Origin of the sequence: Mannheimia granulomatis, assembly GCF_011455695.1 — a bacterium.
GTDB lineage: Bacteria > Pseudomonadota > Gammaproteobacteria > Enterobacterales > Pasteurellaceae > Mannheimia > Mannheimia granulomatis_A.
In genome coordinates this window covers 1,159,183-1,176,441 of sequence record NZ_CP015030.1, presented here as the reverse complement: position 1 = coordinate 1,176,441, position 17,259 = coordinate 1,159,183, and the positions used below count along the sequence as shown (strand labels likewise).

Here is a 17,259-nt window from a genome sequence, read left to right as displayed (position 1 = left end):
TTTTTTACTCACTTTTCTTTAACGGAGAAAACTTAAATGAAAAAATTAGCAGGTTTATTTGCAGCAGGTTTAGCAACAGTTGCATTAACAGCATGTAATGAAGAAAAAGGCGCGGAGCCAAAAGCCGCTGCTGATGCGAAACCACAAGCAACAAATCAAACAGTTCATCTTTATACTTGGACTGAATATGTACCTGAAGGCTTGTTAGATGAATTTACCAAAGAAACCGGCATTAAAGTAGAAGTTTCAAGTCTTGAATCTAACGAAACAATGTACGCGAAATTAAAGTTACAAGGTAAAGATGGCGGTTATGATGTTATCGCTCCATCAAATTACTTTGTTTCTAAAATGGCAAAAGAGGGAATGTTAGCGGAATTAGATCATGCTCAACTTCCAGTTATTAAAGAGTTAAACCAAGATTGGTTAAACAAACCTTACGATCAAGGCAATAAGTACTCATTACCACAGTTATTAGGTGCGCCGGGTATTGCATTTAATACGGCAGATTACAAAGGTGAAACCTTCACTTCTTGGGGTGATTTATGGAAACCTGAATTTGCAGGTAAAGTCCAATTATTAGATGATGCTCGTGAAGTATTTAACATTGCGTTATTAAAATTAGGTAAAAACCCGAATACAACAAATCCAGATGACATTAAAGCTGCATTTGAAGAGTTGAAAAAATTACGTCCAAACGTACTTTCATTCACTTCTGATAACCCAGCGAACTCGTTCATTTCTGGTGAGGTTTCTGTAGGTCAGCTATGGAATGGTTCTGTACGTATTGCGAAGAAAGAAAATGCGCCTGTTGATATGGTGTTTCCAAAAGAAGGTCCGGTGCTTTGGGTAGATACATTAGCGATCCCTGCTAGTGCGAAAAATAAAGAAAATGCACATAAACTCATTAACTACTTGTTAAGTGCAAAAGTTTCTGAACAATTAACCTTAGCGATTGGTTATCCAACTTCAAACGTTGAAGCGTTAAAAGTATTACCAAAAGAGATTACGGAAGATACTGCAATTTATCCGTCTGCAGAAATTTTACAAAAATCTCAGTGGCAAGATGATGTTGGTGATGCAATTGAACTTTACGAAAAATACTACCAAGAATTAAAAGCAGCAAAATAATGGCTGATTAATTCTGAAACCTCCGAAAGACTTTCGGAGGTTTTTGTTTTTTAATCGCTCGTTCTATTTAATTTCCGACTGAAACTGCAAAAAATTTGGAAAAAACGACCGCTTTCTCAAGTATAATGGCATAGTATTTTAAGAGGTGAGTATGAATTTTCAATGGCAGGCATATCCTGATAATGCCCGTAAATTATTTAAACTATCATGGCCGATTTTTATCTCCCAACTTTCCGCATCGGGTATGGGGTTAGCTGATATTGTAATGGCAGGCTTAGTCAGCGATGATGATGTTTCTGCAATTGCGGTAAGTAATTCTATTTACTTTCCCCTTTTCCTGTTTGTATTGGGTTTACTCAATGCCATTACGCCGACTGTATCTTATTTAAACGGTTCTGGTAATCGACATTTAATTGCACACCAAATTAGACAAGGTATGTGGTTGGTGTTAGTAACCTCTGTGCCATTGATTGCCGTTTTTCTTAACAGCCACCTCATTTTAGATTTAATGGATACTCCGGCTGAATTTTCTCTGAAATCACAGCAGTATTTGACAGTAATGGCAATAGGGCTGATTCCTGCTCTATTAGGCATTAATTTACGCTGTATGAATGATGGTTTGTCAAATCCGAAACCAGCTATGCGAATCACCTTTTTCGGATTATTACTTAACATTCCACTTAACTATATTTTTATTTTTGGTAAATTTGGCTTGCCTGAAATGGGAGCTGTTGGTTGTGGGGTTGCGACCGCCATTGTAAACTGGATTATGTTCTTGTTAATGCTGCATTACTGTTACCGTAATCGATCACAAAAAGACATTAAATTATTTGAAAAATGGCTAGAGGCACCAAGCGGTCAAACTTTACTAAAACTTTGTAAATTAGGCTTACCGATCGCTTTTGCTACTTTTACCGAAGTCATGTTATTTTCAACTTCAGCGTTGTTTCTTTCTCCACTTGGCTCGCAAGTGGTAGCAAGTCATCAAGCGGCATTGCAGACCAGCTCGCTGTTTTTTATGATACCGATGTCATTTGGGATTGCTACTACTATTGTAATAGGGCAAACGCTTGGACAGAAAAATGTGCAGAGGGCAAAAGTGTTAAGCTACCATGCTTTAATTACTGCAACGTTGCTTGCTATTATTGCTGCGGTCATCATTATTTTGTTTAATAATTTAATTCCGCGTGCTTTCAGTAGTGATCCTATTTCTATCTCAATCGCTGCCAATTTATTGATTTTTGCGGCGATATACCAAATTCCGGATGCTATACAAGCGGTGGCTAATGGCATTTTGCGTGGTTATAAACACACTCAGCCGATTTTATATGTTACAGTTTTTTGTTATTGGGTGGTGAGTATGCCATTAGGCTATATTTTAGCTAGGACAAATTGGATTGTTCAGCCTATGGCTGCTCAAGGTTTCTGGCTCGTTTTCTGTATTGGTTTAAGTCTTGCCAGCGGATTATTGTTGTGGCAGATGAGAAAAATTCAATCGATTTCGGAAATACAATTAATTGATAAATTAGAGAGAATTAAATAATAAAATCTCTGCTATTACAGTTAGAATAGCAGGGATTTTAACTTTATATAATAACTACTTATGAAAAAACTCAATCCTATTGATTTACCTTTAAATAAATCGGTATTAATTGAAGCTTCAGCCGGTACAGGTAAAACCTTCACTATTGCCAATATCTATTTACGTTTATTGCTAGGGGTAGGTTGTTTGCCTCTTACGGTAGAGCAAATTTTAGTGGTTACTTTTACCAAAGCGGCTACTGAAGAACTAAAAGATCGAATTCGTAAAAATATTCAGCAATGTGCTGATTTTTTACAAGATAAATCAAATGGATTAGATACTCAGAGCAAAGAGAGGTTTTACCATAGTAATCTTGATTTTTTAACTCAGCTGTATCCAAAAATTGAGAACATTCACGAGGCTTTATTACGCTTAAATATTGCCGAGCGAGAGATGGATACTGCAAGTGTATTCACTATTCACGGCTTTTGCCAGAAAATGCTGGTACAGTTTGCATTTGAATCTGGTGTTCGGTTTGATTTAGATTTACAGCCAAATCAAAGCGAGCTATTTAAAAAATTAAGTGAAGAGGTATGGCGAGAGCAGTTTTATCCGCAAAATTTAGTCGCAACGGAGGTGATTTCTGCTGAGCTTAGTACGCCTTTAGCAGCTTTGGCTGCAGTTAAGCCTTATATAAACGGAGAATTGCCCAAAGCAGCAAAAGTAGAAAATTTTGTTACTGCTTTAGAAAAATATAATCATTTTATTGCTGAAATTAAAGCCGATTGGCAAGCAAATAGTGAGGAATTAGTAAACCTCATCCGTAATGATCTTGCCCAAAAAATTACTTTGCACGGTGGTTGGTATAAAGCTACAGCTTTTGAAGAAGCAGTGCTGGTGATGAACCAATGGGCAGATTCTAACAATCGTTATTTACCCGAAGAATTTTATTTATTTACTGCAGATAGAATCGCTGCCGGCACGAAGAAAAACTGTGAGCCGATGAGAACTGCTCACCTTGTAAAAAATCAGGCTTTTTGGACCGCTTACAAACAGGATTTCGCACAAAGTTTATCTTCCGTGCTATTGTATCAATTTTTAGTAGCGTTAAAAGAAAAGCTCTCTGACTATAAGCAAAATCACCCGGAGCGTAGTTTTGATGATCTTTTAACCATGCTGAATCACGCCTTAAAAGAGCCAGACACAGGTAAAGCTTTAGCACAGAAAATTCGAGCGATTTACCCTTTTGCGATGATCGATGAATTTCAAGATACAGACCTCACTCAATATGAGATTTTTAGCCAAATTTTTATGGCAGACGGTAAAGGGAATGGCTTTATTATGATTGGCGATCCCAAACAGTCTATCTATAAATTCCGAGGCGCAGATATCTTCACTTACTTAAGTGCAGCTAAGCAGGCAAATGAACAGTTTACTCTTGGGAAAAACTGGCGTTCTTTGCCACCTGTGGTGCAAGCGGTCAATAATTTGTTTCATTTTGCAAATAGCGAACATTCCCCTTTTATCTATCAAGGCATTAGTTTTCATCCTGTTGAAGCAGATGATTCAAAGGGAAATCTTGTGAGTGAGCAAGGACATTTTGTTTGCTATACCACTGAAAAAACAAAATTGGATGATTTTGCTGAAATCTGTGCTTATCAAATCCATCAGCAATTAAAAGCAATGGCAGAGGGCAAATTTGGGCTTGAAAAAGGTAAGGAATTTAAAGCGTTTGCAGCGAAAGATATTGCGATTTTAGTGCGTAAAGGTTCTCAAGCAAAACGTATTAAAACAGCCTTAGAAAAACGCAATATTAAATCAGTCTATTTGGCGGAATCAGCAAGTGTATTTAGTTCGGAAATTGCCACCGAACTTTACTGGCTACTGCAAGCCGGGTTGAATCCCTATAATACCAAAACATTGTTTTCTGCGTTAGGTTCAACGCTTTGGGGGTTGAGTGCTGCGGAAATTTATCGTTATAAAACAGATGAAATATTACTTGATATTAAAGTAAATCAGTTTGTGGAATATAACACAATTTGGAAAGAGCAAGGCATTTTGCCGATGTTGCATAAACTCTATCTTGAACAAGGTATTATTCAACGTTTGAAAGGAATGCAGGGCTCAGATCGATTGATTACGGATTTATTGCATTTAACCGAAATTTTGCAAGAGCAATCGCAATCGTTGGAATCTGAGGCAGAACTTGTTCGTTGGTATGAGAGACAAATTCAGTCCCCAGATTATGAAGACGAGCAGCAACTGAGGCTGGAAAGCGAGGAAGAGCTTATTAAGATTGTGACCATTCATGGTTCAAAAGGATTGCAATATCCAATTGTTTGGTTGCCGTTTGCTTCACAAAAAAGTGACAGTAATAATTTAGGCAATTTAGGTGTATTTCGCAATGAAAATGGAGAAATAGATTGGTATGTGGGTTCAATTGATGAGAATGTACAGCAATCTCTGCAAAATGAAGAATATGCGGAAGACTTACGTCTATTTTATGTAGCATTAACTCGGGCTGAATCTCAGATTAATTTGATTTTACCCTCTGAGATTTCAGGTTGGAGTCCGCTACATTATTTGTTAAGTGAAGGAGGAACAGCGGAGAAAGTAGTTGTGGCTGAGGCCTTATCTAGCAAAGCGATTTTGGATAAGCCGATTAAGTTGAGTAATGAATTACCGTTTGAGCGCTGGGAACAAGTTGAGCAAAGAAAGAATTATCAAGCAAAAAGCTTTGAAGGTAATATTCGTGTAGTGGGGCAGATTACCAGCTTTTCATCTCTCTATGCACAACATGAGCGTTTAAGTAAAGGTAAAAGTAATCGGGTAGCGAATTTTGCACAAGATCGCGATGAGAATGTGGAAATTTTCGAAACCGATTATGTCGGAGAATTTAGCGTATTTTCTCCATACCACTTTCCACATGGTACAAAGGTTGGAACGGTGTTACATAGTTTTTTTGAGCATTGTCGCTTTGGACAACCTATTGAACAGGAAAGTGTAGCAAAGATGTGTGAGCAGCTTGATTTATCAGAAGCGTGGATTGAGCCTGCGATGCAATGGTTGGAGCGTATTTTAGCAACACCGTTAGCGGGAGCAGGTTTTAGTTTAAATGAGGTGAATGAGGAGCAGCGTTTGAACGAATGGCAGTTCTATCTGCGTTTAAAAAACGATAAAGCGCTAGTGCTTCTCAATAAGCTGCTTAAACAACACACTATATTGGCTAAGCATTTCCCAGCACTTCAATTTCCGCAGCTGGAAGGATTTGTACGAGGGTTTGTTGATTGTATAGTACAGATGAACGAGAAGTTCTATGTGATTGACTATAAATCAAACTTTTTGGGGCATTTGCCACAAAATTACGCTTTTGAGCATATTCAGCGGGAAATGGGCAAACATCGTTATGATGTGCAATATTTACTTTATACCCTTGCTGTTCATCGTTATTTAACTTCTCGATTAGGTGAAAATTATGATTATGAACGCAATTTCGGTGGAGCTGTCTATCTTTTCATAAGGGCAATGGATGGTAAGAGTGAAAATGGTGTTTATTTTGACAAGCCAAGCAAAGCCTTAATAGAAGAGATAGATCGGTTATTTGGGTAGATATTATGGAAAAGTGGATTACACTTAAATAACATTTAAGTGAATAAAAAATTGACTTTGTGTGTACGCGTGTGTATTATTAAATCTGATTAAGACGGAAGGAGGAATAATGCACTCACGCGACTTAATCAAAGAACTTAAAGCCGCTGGCTGTGAATTTGTTAGGCATGGGAAAGGTGATCATCAAATTTGGTATTCTCCAAATACGAAAAAAGCCTTTGTAGTGCCTCATCCAAAACAATATTTACCCATCGGGACTTTATGTTCTATTAAAAAATCGGCAGGGCTTTTATAGCCCTGCCGAGCTTAAATAAAGGAGTGACTTATGTTATTTACTGTTGGTATTGAAAGTCCTAAAAGAGAGCACGAATCCTTTGGATTGTGTGTGCCAGCACTTTGTACTGATGAATTTAGCTGTTTCAGTGCGGCAGATACGGTTGAAGATATTTTGCCAATAGTAACTGAGGCGATACATTTAGTTTTAGAAACGATGGTAGAGGAAGGCAAGGATGTAACTACTATTAAAGATTTAGGATTTCTATCCTATAAACAGAATGAGGATTTTAATTATTGCGATAGCTGGTTGCTAGTTGATATTGATATTACCGCATACTTAGGTAAACGCCAACGAGTGAATATTGTATTACCGCAGTATTTATTAGATCGTATTGATAATAAGGTAGCAAGTAATTCAGCGTATAAAGATCGTAGTCATTTTTTAGCAATCGCTGCGCAACGTGAGCTACAGCAATCCTAAATGTCATAGATATTTAACTGCTTATGCTCTTTCATAAGCAGTTATGTGTTGCTTATAGGTTAACTTTTTAGGAAATGGATATTATGCTTCATACCAAATTTTGTTGATATAAAGCAGTACTTTTCCGAGCGGAGTTTCAACCCGAATTTCATCATCAATCTGTTTACCGATCAAGGCTCTTGCTACAGGAGAGTCGATGGAGATCCAATTTTTTGCAGGATCAAACTCATCACAGCCTACAATGCGATATTGTTTGGCTTCACCATTCTCGTTTTCCAATTCTACCCACGCACCGAAAAAGACTTTTCCCTCTTGTTTAGGGTGGTAATCTACGATTTGCAGAACTTCTAAACGTTTTGAGAGAAAACGCACACGACGGTCAATTTCGCGTAGCCTACGTTTACCATAAATGTATTCGGCATTTTCACTGCGATCGCCAAGAGCAGCAGCATCAGAAACCGCTTGAGTTACTTTTGGTCTTTCTTCTTTCCATAAAAACTTTAGTTCTTGATCTAAAGCTTGCCAGCCTGCTCGGGTAATATAGTTGGATTTAGCCATATTTTTTCCTTTTTTGCTTGAGCAACAAGCGGTCAAATTAAACTAATTTTTTGCAAATTTTTGCTTAAAAATGACCGCTTGTCCGATTAAGTTTATTTTGAAAGTAATAAGTTGGCTAAAGTTCTCATCCCAATACCGGTAGCACCAGCCGCCCATAAATCGCTAGCAGATTTGCGGAAGGTTGCAGAGGCATCAATATGCAGCCAATTTTGCTGATAGTTTTCCACAAAATAGGATAAAAATGCGGTAGCAGTACTTGCTCCAGCACCGACCGGTACCGAGCCGATATTGGCAATATCGGCAAAAGAGGAGGAAATTTGTCCGCGGTGAAACTCTTCAAAAGGTAAACGCCAGAACGGTTCGTTTTCCGCTTTAGCGGCACGGAGTAGGGCTGAAGTTAAATCATCGTCCATCGATAATACTGAGTGATAGTCATTGCCGACAGCTACTTTTGCCGCACCCGTAAGGGTTGCTGCATCAATAATAAATTGAGGATTTTGTTCGCAAGCATCAATTAAACCGTCTGCCAGTACCAAACGTCCTTCGGCATCGGTGTTTAAAACCTCCACTGTCACATTATTGCGGTAGGTAATAATATCTCCGAGCTTGAACGCATTGTGGCTAACCATATTTTCTGCACAGCAGAGATAGAGTTTAACTCGTTGACTTAAGCCTTTGCTAATAGCAAATGCTAAAGCTCCTGTTAATAGTGCTGCACCGCCCATATCAGTACGCATAGTCATCATACTGTCGCTTGGTTTAATGCTGTATCCACCGGTATCGAAAGTAATACCTTTGCCGACTAAACAGGCAAGAACCGGGGTATTTTCATCACCGCTTGGATTAAAGTCTAATTTAAGTAGAGCAGGTGGGTTGATAGAGCCTTTTCCGACAGTCCAAATACCGTGATAACCTTTTTCTTTTAATGTTTCTCCAAGCATAATTTCATAAGAAACCGTATTCGCATTTGCACTATTTTGGATAAATTCAGCCGCTTGTTGCGCTAATTTTTGAGGAGTTAAACTGTCAGATGGCTCGTTGATAAGCTCTCTGATGAAAGTAGAGCATTTTAGGCGATATTCAAATTCTGTTTGTTGTTCGCCTAAATTTGGATATTCAACTGTGCCTTGGCTGCGAACCGAGGTAAAACCTTGATGAAATGCCCAGCAGGCTTCTAAATTCCAGCCGTCGCCTGAAAGTTTGACGTTTAAAATACCTTGGTTTTTGATTTTTCTGGCTGCTTTTTGAATAGTAGCAAGATCGTTTGTTGTATTATGGATGATAAAGCCGTGATTATCGGCTGAAAGAATAGCATTTTTCCCCCAAATTTCCGGGGCTGCTTGTTGCGAAAGCGTAATTTTCATTGATGTCATTTTAGTCTTCCTTTAATCGGTTCAAGTGGGGTTATCCTAACAAAATTTTGCAAAACTATATAGAAAAATGACCGCTTGTAACGATTAACGTATAAGCGGCCACATTTACAAAATAGTTTAAAGTAGCAAGTGATTAATTATTTTCCATCCCATGCTTTAATTGCATTTTGGCGAATTTTGATTCGGCTTTCAGCATTACCTTTGTAGTAATCTTTGTCTAGACCACCTTCCCAATCACCATAGTTAGGATTAGGCAATATGATGAATTTCTTACCGAATAATTTGCTGTTTTCACTTACGAAGGCTCGGCGTTCAGCATTTGATTTGCGGTAAGTCGCATCACCAAAATCATTTAAGTTGTCCCCGATATAAAGGACTATATCATAGCCTTGCTTTTCAATTTCTTCGAAACGAGGTGTTTTGTTAGATTTATCTTTCTTCAGAAATAAAGTTTGTTCATTTACACCGATAAAACCTAATTTTTTCATATCATCAATAGTTGCGGCTTTTTCAGTGCTGTCTTTACGGTTAGAGACGTAGAATACGGTACCTTTTTGGCTATTTACATAGTTGTTAAATTCAACGGCACCAGCAATTGCACCTGTTTGACGTGCGTTAACCCAGCGAGTCCAGCTTTCACTATCAAATAACTGATGGTTTTTCACTTGCCAACCGGCATAAGGACTGTTATCTACCATTGTTTCGTCTAGATCAACGACAACAGCTTTTTTCTTTCCTTTTTTAGCTTTAGCCTGATCAAAAGCTACTTTTGCAGTATTAAATGCTTGATGAGCCAGTGCTTGATATTCGCCGGATTGTTGTACCCAGTTGACACCTAAGGTGGCTTGCTCTTGCAACACCATTTCATGGTGTTTATCATTTTTTTGATGATGGCTACAAGCACTTAGAGTTAAGACTGCTACCGTTGTGAGTAGAGGGAGTTTTAGCATTTTCATACAATATCCTTAATTTTATTGTTGATAAGGGAATGGTATTATACTTAAGAATGACAGGTCCTTGCTACATTTTTTGATACTAATTATTTAAATAGAATTAAAATATATAGAGAATATGCCTTATGTGTTTAATAAATAAAGCGGTTAAGTTTACAAAAAAATATGTAAAATCAACCGCTTGTCATTTTAAGTTAGAAGATTCTTGGTCCTCGGGCTGAGCTGACTTTCTCGTCATCTGCTCGTTGAGTTAAGATCACTTGATCTCCTTCATTGATACCGGATAAAACTTCTGTGTTCTGACTATCAGCCATTCCAAGAGTAATTGCTTTTTCCACCGAGATTCCGTTTTCCAGCACATTTACGTAGTTCTCTTTACCTCGTTTTTTAATAACCGATGTTGGAATTACCAGCACTTGTTCCCGTTTTGCAATAGTGATTCGAGCCTGTGTTGTCATGCCTATACGTAAGCTGTTATCTGGATTATCTACCAGTAAATTTGCGTAGTAATAAATTGCCTCGGTATTGCCGGATTTCTCTGTGTAGTTATTATCGGTGAGATTTGTTAAGGCAGGATCAATGCTATCAATGGTCGCATTATATTCCCGCTCCGGTTCGGCAAGTGTCGTAAAATTCACCTGTTGCCCCGTTTTAACCTGTGCAATATCACCTTCCGAAATCTCTAGTTTTATTAACATTTTAGATAAATCTGCTACTTGAACTATAGTTGGAGAAGTTTGGTTTGCATTAACCGTTTGCCCGACTGAAACTGGTACTGAAACAATTACTCCCTCTATTGGTGAGATGATCTGAGTATAATTTAAGTTAGTTTTGGCATTATTAACGGAGATTTCAGCCGATTTAATTTGAGCTTTAATGTTATCAACATTTGCTTTTGCCGATGCCAGCGTATTTTTGGCCGTTTCTAAATCGCTTAAAGAAGTGCTGTTTGCTTTATATAATTTAGTTAAACGATTGTAATTAGATTGCGCAACCTCAAGTGCGACTTTCGCTGAGCTTAATTGTGCTTGATAGGCAGAGAGTTGTGCTTCTGCAGTGCTTAAACTATTACTTTGGTTACTGGAATCGATCTCCGCAATCAAATCGCCTTGTTTAACTTTTTGCCCGAGTTTAACATAAAGATTTTGGACTTTACCTGAAACTTGAGCCCCTACCTCGGTGCGTTTATTGGCACGAACAGAGCCGGTTGCAAGTACTTTTTTATCAATGCTGGTGCGTGTTACCTGCTCGGTAATATAATGAATCTGTTCATTTTTTTGTTGTTGATTGTAGTAGAAATATCCACCTATTCCGATAGCGGTAATTAGCACAAGTAGGGCTAATGGTTTTAGTTTCATAGTATTCCTTTAAGTTGATTTAAGCTACAAGCGGCCAAAATTGAGTTATTTTTTGCAAAAATTTAGATAATGCCGAATGTGTCTCGAATATAGCTGGCAACGGCTTCATCTTTATTGCTACCGATAACTTCATTATTGGGTAATAATGCTTTTAAGCGTGGGTCAGCATTTGCCATTAGGCAGCCTTTTCCTGCAGCAGCGAGCATTTCTGCATCATTCATACCATCTCCAAAAGCGATACAGTCTTTTAGAGTATAGCCTCGTAATTTGACCAATTTTTCCAAAGAGTTGGCTTTGCAAACTCCCTTTGCCATTACTTCCAGACAGAGCAGTGCAGAGTAGGTCATCTGTACACTATCTCCGTAAGTCGCTTGAATATAACGTTCAATTGGAATTAGAGCTTCGGGTGTTTTACCGATAAAGAAGACTTTTTCGGTTTGTTTACCATGATGATTAGCAAAATTTACTACTTGATAGCTGAAACCAGAATCTTGATGATATTTTTTAAGCTCTTCGATTTCTTTATTAATAAACCATGTATCGCCTTGATAGCTATTTAAACAGACATTTTTATCATCAAATTTAATATTCATGAGTGCTAAGGCAATATCTTCGGGCAAATGTTGGGTAATTAATGTATTGCCGTTTAAATCATTGGCTCTTGCGCCATTTGAGGTAACCAGCATTGCATTTTTTACCTTCACTTTACGGATAATGTGTGAGACATCAGGGTAATTTCGACCTGTAGCGAAAAAGATATCTACGCCTTGTAGGGATAATTTTTCCAAGGTTTCTATGGTAAAACGACCAATTTTATGATCGGCATTCAAAAGGGTGCCGTCGAGATCTGAAATAATGGCACGAAAAGGTAAATTCATAATACATCCTTAAAACTTAAAATTAGTGAAAAGGTATCAAATTTGAGTTCAAACTTCAAAGAAAATAGTGTTCTAGTGTTTTTTTAAAAAATTTAACAAAAAATTAAAAAATATTTTTGAAAGTTGAAATATTTAATTTTTTATTTAAAGGTAAAGTATTCTCTTAAATTAATAAGTGTGAATAGTTTTTTTATCTAAATTTAGTTGTTTTGTTGGATTAATTATCTATTTTTATTGGTCAAAAATAAAGGGTAACCGTTTGCGTTAGGTAAAAAATACTATTGACATTACTTTGGATGAAGATAACATACATCCATTACCGAATAACAATGCAAACATAAACACACAACACAATATGGAAAAATTTACCCTTCTCCGATTATCTCTGTTATCGTATTCTGTGCGAGTATAGAGGTTGTCTGGAGAAAGTAAATGGACTATCCACATCTTGCCCGCACTTTAACATGCGGGCTTTTTTTATTAGGCAAAAAATATTTCAAAATAATTAAGGATTTTCTATGAGCAATAATAATATTATTATTTTTGATACAACTTTACGTGATGGCGAACAATCATTAAAAGCAAGTCTAACGGTAAAAGAAAAATTACAAATTGCATTGGCATTAGAGCGTTTAGGCGTTGATGTAATGGAAGTTGGTTTTCCGGTTTCTTCATCAGGTGATTTTGAGTCTGTGCAAACAATTGCACGCCATATTAAAAATAGCCGTGTGGCGGCACTTTCTCGTGCGGTCGCAAAAGATATTGATGCGGCTTATGAAGCATTAAAAGTGGCGGAGGCTTTTCGTATTCATACCTTTATTGCAAGTTCAGCCTTACATGTTGAAGCAAAATTAAAACGCTCTTTTGATGATGTTGTTGAGATGGCTGTTGCGGCAGTAAAACGTGCCAGAGGTTATACCGATGATGTGGAATTTTCTTGTGAAGATGCCGGTCGTACAGGTATTGATAACATCTGTCGTATTGTTGAAGCAGCGATTAATGCAGGTGCAACTACAGTGAATATTCCAGACACTGTAGGTTTCTGTTTACCGAACGAATACGGCAATATTATTCATCAGGTAATGAATCGTGTTCCAAATATTGATAAAGCGGTGGTATCTGTTCACTGTCATAATGATTTAGGTATGGCAACAGCGAATTCGTTAACTGCAATTCAAAATGGTGCAAGACAGATTGAGTGTACCATTAACGGTATTGGTGAACGAGCGGGTAATACCGCCTTAGAAGAAGTTGTTATGGCAATTAAGACCCGCCAAGAATTCTTAGGTGTGGATACTCGTATTAACACGCAAGAAATTCATCGAGTGAGCCAAATGGTAAGCCAATTGTGTAATATGCCGATTCAACCGAATAAAGCGATTGTAGGTAGTAATGCTTTTGCTCATTCTTCGGGTATTCACCAAGACGGCATGCTTAAAAATAAAAATACTTATGAAATTATGTCGCCGGAAACCATTGGTTTGAAAAAAGAGAAGTTGAATTTAACTGCTCGTTCAGGCCGTGCTGCGGTGAAAGGGCACATGGCAGATATGGGTTATACCGAAACCGATTATGATTTGGATAAATTATATGAGGCATTCTTACAGTTAGCAGATAAAAAAGGTCAGGTGTTTGACTATGATTTAGAAGCTCTAGCATTTATTGATATGCAGCAAGGTGATGAAGATAGATTAAAATTAGATGTTATTACCTCACAAACTATTAGCACATTGCCGGCTTCTGCTTTCGTTCAAGTTGAGTTAGACGGCAAGCGAATGAACCAAACCTCAAATGGTGGTAATGGACCGGTAGATGCGGTTTATAATGCGATTATGCAAATTGTTGGAATGGATCTGAAAATGTCGCATTATAATTTAACTGCGAAAGGTGAAGGGGCGGAAGCTTTAGGACAAGTGGATATTGTAGTTGAATATGAGGGCAGAAAATTCCATGGTGTAGGCTTGGCAACAGATATTGTAGAAAGTTCTGCAAGAGCCTTAATCCATGCTATTAATGCGATTTACCGTTCACAAAAAGTAGCGGATTTAAAATCGAAGAAATAGTTGTCACTTATATGTGATAAAATATTACAAGCGGTCAGATTTTTTGAAAATTTTGCAAATTTTCGATAAAATCCGACCGCTTTCTCAATTGTGTTTTAGGCATGATTAAGAAACAAAAAATTTCGCATAAAAATATTAAATTTTTTGAACTTTTTATCGTAAGGTACACACTAATGGAGTGTGTGCAATGGAAATGACACAGTTTATTATTAGGAGAGTCCGCAGTTGAGCGAACAGATCACCGACCAAGAATTAGTCGAAAAAGCACAAAAAGGTGATAAAAAAGCATTTAATTTACTTGTGGTACGTTATCAAAACCGCGTAGCCGGTTTGCTTACTCGCTATGTCGCAAGAGATGATATTCCAGATATTGTGCAAGAATCCTTTATTAAGGCTTACCGTTCTTTAGCCTCTTTTCGCGGGGAAAGTGCTTTTTATACGTGGCTTTATAGAATAGCAGTGAATACTGCGAAGAATCATTTGACCTCTTTAGGTAGAAGACCGCCTAAAGAGGATATTTTAGCAGAAGATGCTGAGAGCTATGATGTAGGTGTTCAATTACGTGAAAGTGATACACCGGAAAATTTAGTGCTATCTGAAGAATTAAAACGTGTTGTATTTGATACGATTGAGAATTTGCCGGATGAATTGAAAACCGCAATTCGATTAAGAGAATTGGAAGGTTTAAGTTATGAAGAAATTGCTGAAGTAATGGAATGCCCGGTAGGTACAGTTCGTTCACGAATTTTCCGTGCTAGAGAAGCGATTGATGCGAAAGTCAATCCGCTTATGCAGTAATCAGAATTTTGAAGTATTAGTTAATATAGAATAGATGTAAAAATCATTGGAGTCGATTATGCAACAAAGCATTATTCAACAGAACGAGCACCTTTCAGCTTATATGGATGGGCAGGGTGTTGATAGGGATTTTGTCGAAACATTAACAAATAGCCCAGAGTTAAAGCAAAAGTGGGCAAGCTATCATGCTATTCGTAGTGTGATGCACGGAGATGAAATTATTTTAGGTAATGATTTCTCTGCAAAAATGGAAGCCTTGCTTGAAAACGAAGAAATCGATACATTATCTTCTGAAGAGAAAAATAAACAACCTAAAGGTTTGCTGCTTAAACTTAAACGCTGGAGTACACCGATTATGCAAGCCGGTATTGCTGCCTCCGTATGTTTAGTTGCTGTTTTAGGGGTGAACTCTTTTAGCCATAAAGATGAGGTTGCTCAAACTCAACCAAATATCTTGAAAACTTTACCGTTTAGCAATTCTATTGAAGCTGTGAGTTACAATGCTCCGGCTAATGCTCAGCCGACAGCAGAGCAGTTGGAAGTTCAGCAACGTAGAATAAATGCGTTATTAGAAAATCATGAATTACAACGCCGTACTAATAATGCTGTAATCCTTACTGAAACTGAAAAAGAGAAGGCGCAGACTTCAAATGTAGAGGCTCAGGAAAAGAGTCAGAAATAATTTGTTGAGATAAGTTAGCGAAAAGCCACGTAATGGACAGATAATTACGTGGCTTTTTGTATGTAAATGTACCTAAAAAACAAGAAATTACCAACAAATAGCGAAATCATAGAAAATTTTTGATAGAATGTGCCAGATTTATTTGATTAGAGAATAAGTATGTTTGTTAAGATGAAAAAATATGTGTTTCTATTTATTCTTATTTTTGCTCAATCTACTCTTTCTTGGGCAGAAATAGGGTTAAAAACACCCTTGTCTTATTTAGAAGCAATGACACAAGCACATAAAAAATCAACTTATGAACTGCTTTATATTTTGCAAACGGAAGGAGATGTAGAATCTTTTCGTCTACGACATACTTTTATGGATGGCAAAGAGTATGCTCAATTGTTAAACCTAGATCGCAGCCGCGAAGAGATTATTCTAAAAAATCAAACTGTTAGTTATTTGGGATACAATTTTCGACCGTTTAGTTTAAATACCCCTCATATTCTTGATAACCTGCCTAATGTTCTTTATACCGACTATGCAAATTTGAAAGGCTATGCTTTTTTAGATTCGGGTAAAGACCGTATTGCCGATCGAATTGCCAGAGTAATCCGAATCGTTCCAAATGATAATTTACGCCATTCTTATACGCTTTGGATTGATGATGAGAGCAATTTATTGCTAAAAAGTCAATTACGCGGTGTTGATAATGCTCTTTTAGAAGAATTCAGAGTACTACATTTATATCAAGCTAAGGAGCTTGAAATGATTGCCTCTGCAATTGAATCACTTGTGTTACCGGCATTGACTTCAATAAATATAGAAACATTGAAATCGCAGCATAATTGGGAAGTTGATTGGTTGCCAACAGGTTTTAACTTAATTGAAAACCAGACGATGAATGGGGCAATGTATAAACTTGAAAATGAAAGTATTGATAGTCGTTTATATAGCGATGGTTTATCTACATTAAATATTTATATTATGCCAAGCCAAGGGGTTAATTTTAATGAGTACGCTTGGCAACAAGGAAAATTGACTATTTTAAATCAAACGGTAAATGATAAAGATATTGTGATTATTGGCGAAATTCCCATTCAATCAGCTAAGCAGATTCTACAAAATATTCGATTCTTAGGAGAAGCTAACTAATGATGATGGAGCAGGCTACTGTTGTAGCGTATAACAATGGTGTTGCAGTTGTTCAATGCTATGCTAAACGTGGTTGTGGAGGTTGTTCCGCTAATTCTATGTGTGGAACAACCGCTTTATCTGCATTAGTTGGAGAAAAAACAGCTCCTAAATTTAGGATTAAAGTGGATGAGCCACTAAAAATTGGGGATGAAATTAAACTTGGACTGCCTGAAAACACTTTGCTGAAAAGTGTAGGGTTAATTTACGGTTTGCCACTATTCGTGTTGATAATGACAGCGGTCATATTTTCACAATTTTTTGCAAATGAACTTATTATTTTACTCACAATGTTGCTTTTTACAGGAATAACTTTCTGGGCTGTGAAAAAATGCATAGATAAACGCAGCCGACAAGCACATTTTTCGCCTATATTTTTAGGCAAAGTTTAGGAGACTATC

At 37.3% G+C, this 17,259-nt stretch carries 15 protein-coding genes; 10 read left to right on the top strand and 5 right to left on the bottom strand.

Annotation, left to right across the window (positions count from 1 at the left end; translation table 11 throughout):
• Window positions 1–36: 36 nt before the first annotated feature.
• From A4G16_RS05625 to A4G16_RS05605, 5 genes are all read left to right on the top strand, one after another.
• Entirely contained in the window at window positions 37–1,128 is a 1,092-nt protein-coding gene (locus A4G16_RS05625; RefSeq protein WP_165889062.1) for an extracellular solute-binding protein, read from the top strand.
• A gap of 151 nt (window positions 1,129–1,279) precedes the next feature.
• Window positions 1,280–2,671: an MATE family efflux transporter gene (locus A4G16_RS05620; protein ID WP_165889061.1), complete on the top strand. Its 1,392-nt coding sequence runs from the start codon at window positions 1,280–1,282 to the stop codon at window positions 2,669–2,671.
• A gap of 60 nt (window positions 2,672–2,731) precedes the next feature.
• Window positions 2,732–6,259, top strand: coding sequence for an exodeoxyribonuclease V subunit beta (gene recB, locus A4G16_RS05615; RefSeq protein WP_165889060.1), 3,528 nt, complete (start codon window positions 2,732–2,734; stop codon window positions 6,257–6,259).
• A gap of 109 nt (window positions 6,260–6,368) precedes the next feature.
• A complete protein-coding gene (locus tag A4G16_RS05610; RefSeq protein ID WP_165889059.1) occupies window positions 6,369–6,554 on the top strand; it encodes a type II toxin-antitoxin system HicA family toxin in 186 nt (61 codons plus the stop codon).
• Between the two features lie 30 nt (window positions 6,555–6,584).
• Window positions 6,585–7,016: a type II toxin-antitoxin system HicB family antitoxin gene (locus A4G16_RS05605; protein WP_165889058.1), complete on the top strand. Its 432-nt coding sequence runs from the start codon at window positions 6,585–6,587 to the stop codon at window positions 7,014–7,016.
• A gap of 81 nt (window positions 7,017–7,097) precedes the next feature.
• On the opposite strand, the gene greB is transcribed toward A4G16_RS05605, so the two are convergent.
• The 5 genes from greB to A4G16_RS05580 all read right to left on the bottom strand — a co-directional run bounded on the left by greB (window position 7,098) and on the right by A4G16_RS05580 (window position 12,136).
• On the bottom strand, window positions 7,098–7,574 hold the full coding sequence (gene greB / locus A4G16_RS05600) for a transcription elongation factor GreB (protein WP_165889057.1): 477 nt from the start codon (window positions 7,572–7,574) through the stop codon (window positions 7,098–7,100).
• A gap of 92 nt (window positions 7,575–7,666) precedes the next feature.
• Window positions 7,667–8,947, bottom strand: a complete 1,281-nt coding sequence (pepB, locus tag A4G16_RS05595) for an aminopeptidase PepB (protein WP_207951331.1) — start codon at window positions 8,945–8,947, stop codon at window positions 7,667–7,669.
• Window positions 8,948–9,084: 137 nt separating this feature from the next.
• On the bottom strand, window positions 9,085–9,903 hold the full coding sequence (locus A4G16_RS05590; RefSeq protein ID WP_165889056.1) for a 5'-nucleotidase, lipoprotein e(P4) family: 819 nt from the start codon (window positions 9,901–9,903) through the stop codon (window positions 9,085–9,087).
• Between the two features lie 191 nt (window positions 9,904–10,094).
• The gene (locus A4G16_RS05585) at window positions 10,095–11,258 is read right to left on the bottom strand and encodes an efflux RND transporter periplasmic adaptor subunit (protein WP_165889055.1); all 1,164 of its coding nucleotides are present in this window, start codon (window positions 11,256–11,258) and stop codon (window positions 10,095–10,097) included.
• A gap of 62 nt (window positions 11,259–11,320) precedes the next feature.
• Window positions 11,321–12,136 carry a Cof-type HAD-IIB family hydrolase gene (locus tag A4G16_RS05580; protein ID WP_165889054.1) on the bottom strand — a complete coding sequence of 272 codons (816 nt, stop codon included), beginning with the start codon at window positions 12,134–12,136 and terminating at the stop codon, window positions 11,321–11,323.
• A 518-nt stretch (window positions 12,137–12,654) separates the two neighbouring features.
• On the opposite strand from A4G16_RS05580, the gene leuA reads away from it, so the two are divergent.
• The 5 genes from leuA (at window position 12,655) to A4G16_RS05555 (ending at window position 17,250) form a co-directional block, all read left to right on the top strand.
• Window positions 12,655–14,199: a 2-isopropylmalate synthase gene (gene leuA, locus A4G16_RS05575; protein WP_165889053.1), complete on the top strand. Its 1,545-nt coding sequence runs from the start codon at window positions 12,655–12,657 to the stop codon at window positions 14,197–14,199.
• 225 nt (window positions 14,200–14,424) lie between these two features.
• Entirely contained in the window at window positions 14,425–14,997 is a 573-nt protein-coding gene (gene rpoE, locus A4G16_RS05570) for an RNA polymerase sigma factor RpoE (protein WP_027074357.1), read from the top strand.
• Window positions 14,998–15,055: 58 nt separating this feature from the next.
• On the top strand, window positions 15,056–15,679 hold the full coding sequence (locus A4G16_RS05565) for a sigma-E factor negative regulatory protein (RefSeq protein WP_165889052.1): 624 nt from the start codon (window positions 15,056–15,058) through the stop codon (window positions 15,677–15,679).
• A gap of 159 nt (window positions 15,680–15,838) precedes the next feature.
• The gene (locus tag A4G16_RS05560) at window positions 15,839–16,819 is read left to right on the top strand and encodes a MucB/RseB C-terminal domain-containing protein (protein WP_165889051.1); all 981 of its coding nucleotides are present in this window, start codon (window positions 15,839–15,841) and stop codon (window positions 16,817–16,819) included.
• A complete protein-coding gene (locus tag A4G16_RS05555) occupies window positions 16,819–17,250 on the top strand; it encodes a SoxR reducing system RseC family protein (protein WP_165889050.1) in 432 nt (143 codons plus the stop codon). The genes A4G16_RS05560 and A4G16_RS05555 overlap by 1 nt, the downstream gene beginning before the upstream one ends.
• Window positions 17,251–17,259: the final 9 nt, after the last annotated feature.

Coding starts and splice junctions, on each gene's coding strand:
- A4G16_RS05625 (WP_165889062.1), top strand. CDS start 37: ATGAAAAAATTAGCAGGTTTATTTGCAGCAGGTTTAGCAACAGTTGCA.
- A4G16_RS05620 (WP_165889061.1), top strand. CDS start 1,280: ATGAATTTTCAATGGCAGGCATATCCTGATAATGCCCGTAAATTATTT.
- recB (WP_165889060.1), top strand. CDS start 2,732: ATGAAAAAACTCAATCCTATTGATTTACCTTTAAATAAATCGGTATTA.
- A4G16_RS05610 (WP_165889059.1), top strand. CDS start 6,369: ATGCACTCACGCGACTTAATCAAAGAACTTAAAGCCGCTGGCTGTGAA.
- A4G16_RS05605 (WP_165889058.1), top strand. CDS start 6,585: ATGTTATTTACTGTTGGTATTGAAAGTCCTAAAAGAGAGCACGAATCC.
- greB (WP_165889057.1), bottom strand. CDS start 7,574: ATGGCTAAATCCAACTATATTACCCGAGCAGGCTGGCAAGCTTTAGAT.
- pepB (WP_207951331.1), bottom strand. CDS start 8,947: ATGACATCAATGAAAATTACGCTTTCGCAACAAGCAGCCCCGGAAATT.
- A4G16_RS05590 (WP_165889056.1), bottom strand. CDS start 9,903: ATGAAAATGCTAAAACTCCCTCTACTCACAACGGTAGCAGTCTTAACT.
- A4G16_RS05585 (WP_165889055.1), bottom strand. CDS start 11,258: ATGAAACTAAAACCATTAGCCCTACTTGTGCTAATTACCGCTATCGGA.
- A4G16_RS05580 (WP_165889054.1), bottom strand. CDS start 12,136: ATGAATTTACCTTTTCGTGCCATTATTTCAGATCTCGACGGCACCCTT.
- leuA (WP_165889053.1), top strand. CDS start 12,655: ATGAGCAATAATAATATTATTATTTTTGATACAACTTTACGTGATGGC.
- A4G16_RS05565 (WP_165889052.1), top strand. CDS start 15,056: ATGCAACAAAGCATTATTCAACAGAACGAGCACCTTTCAGCTTATATG.
- A4G16_RS05560 (WP_165889051.1), top strand. CDS start 15,839: ATGTTTGTTAAGATGAAAAAATATGTGTTTCTATTTATTCTTATTTTT.
- A4G16_RS05555 (WP_165889050.1), top strand. CDS start 16,819: ATGATGATGGAGCAGGCTACTGTTGTAGCGTATAACAATGGTGTTGCA.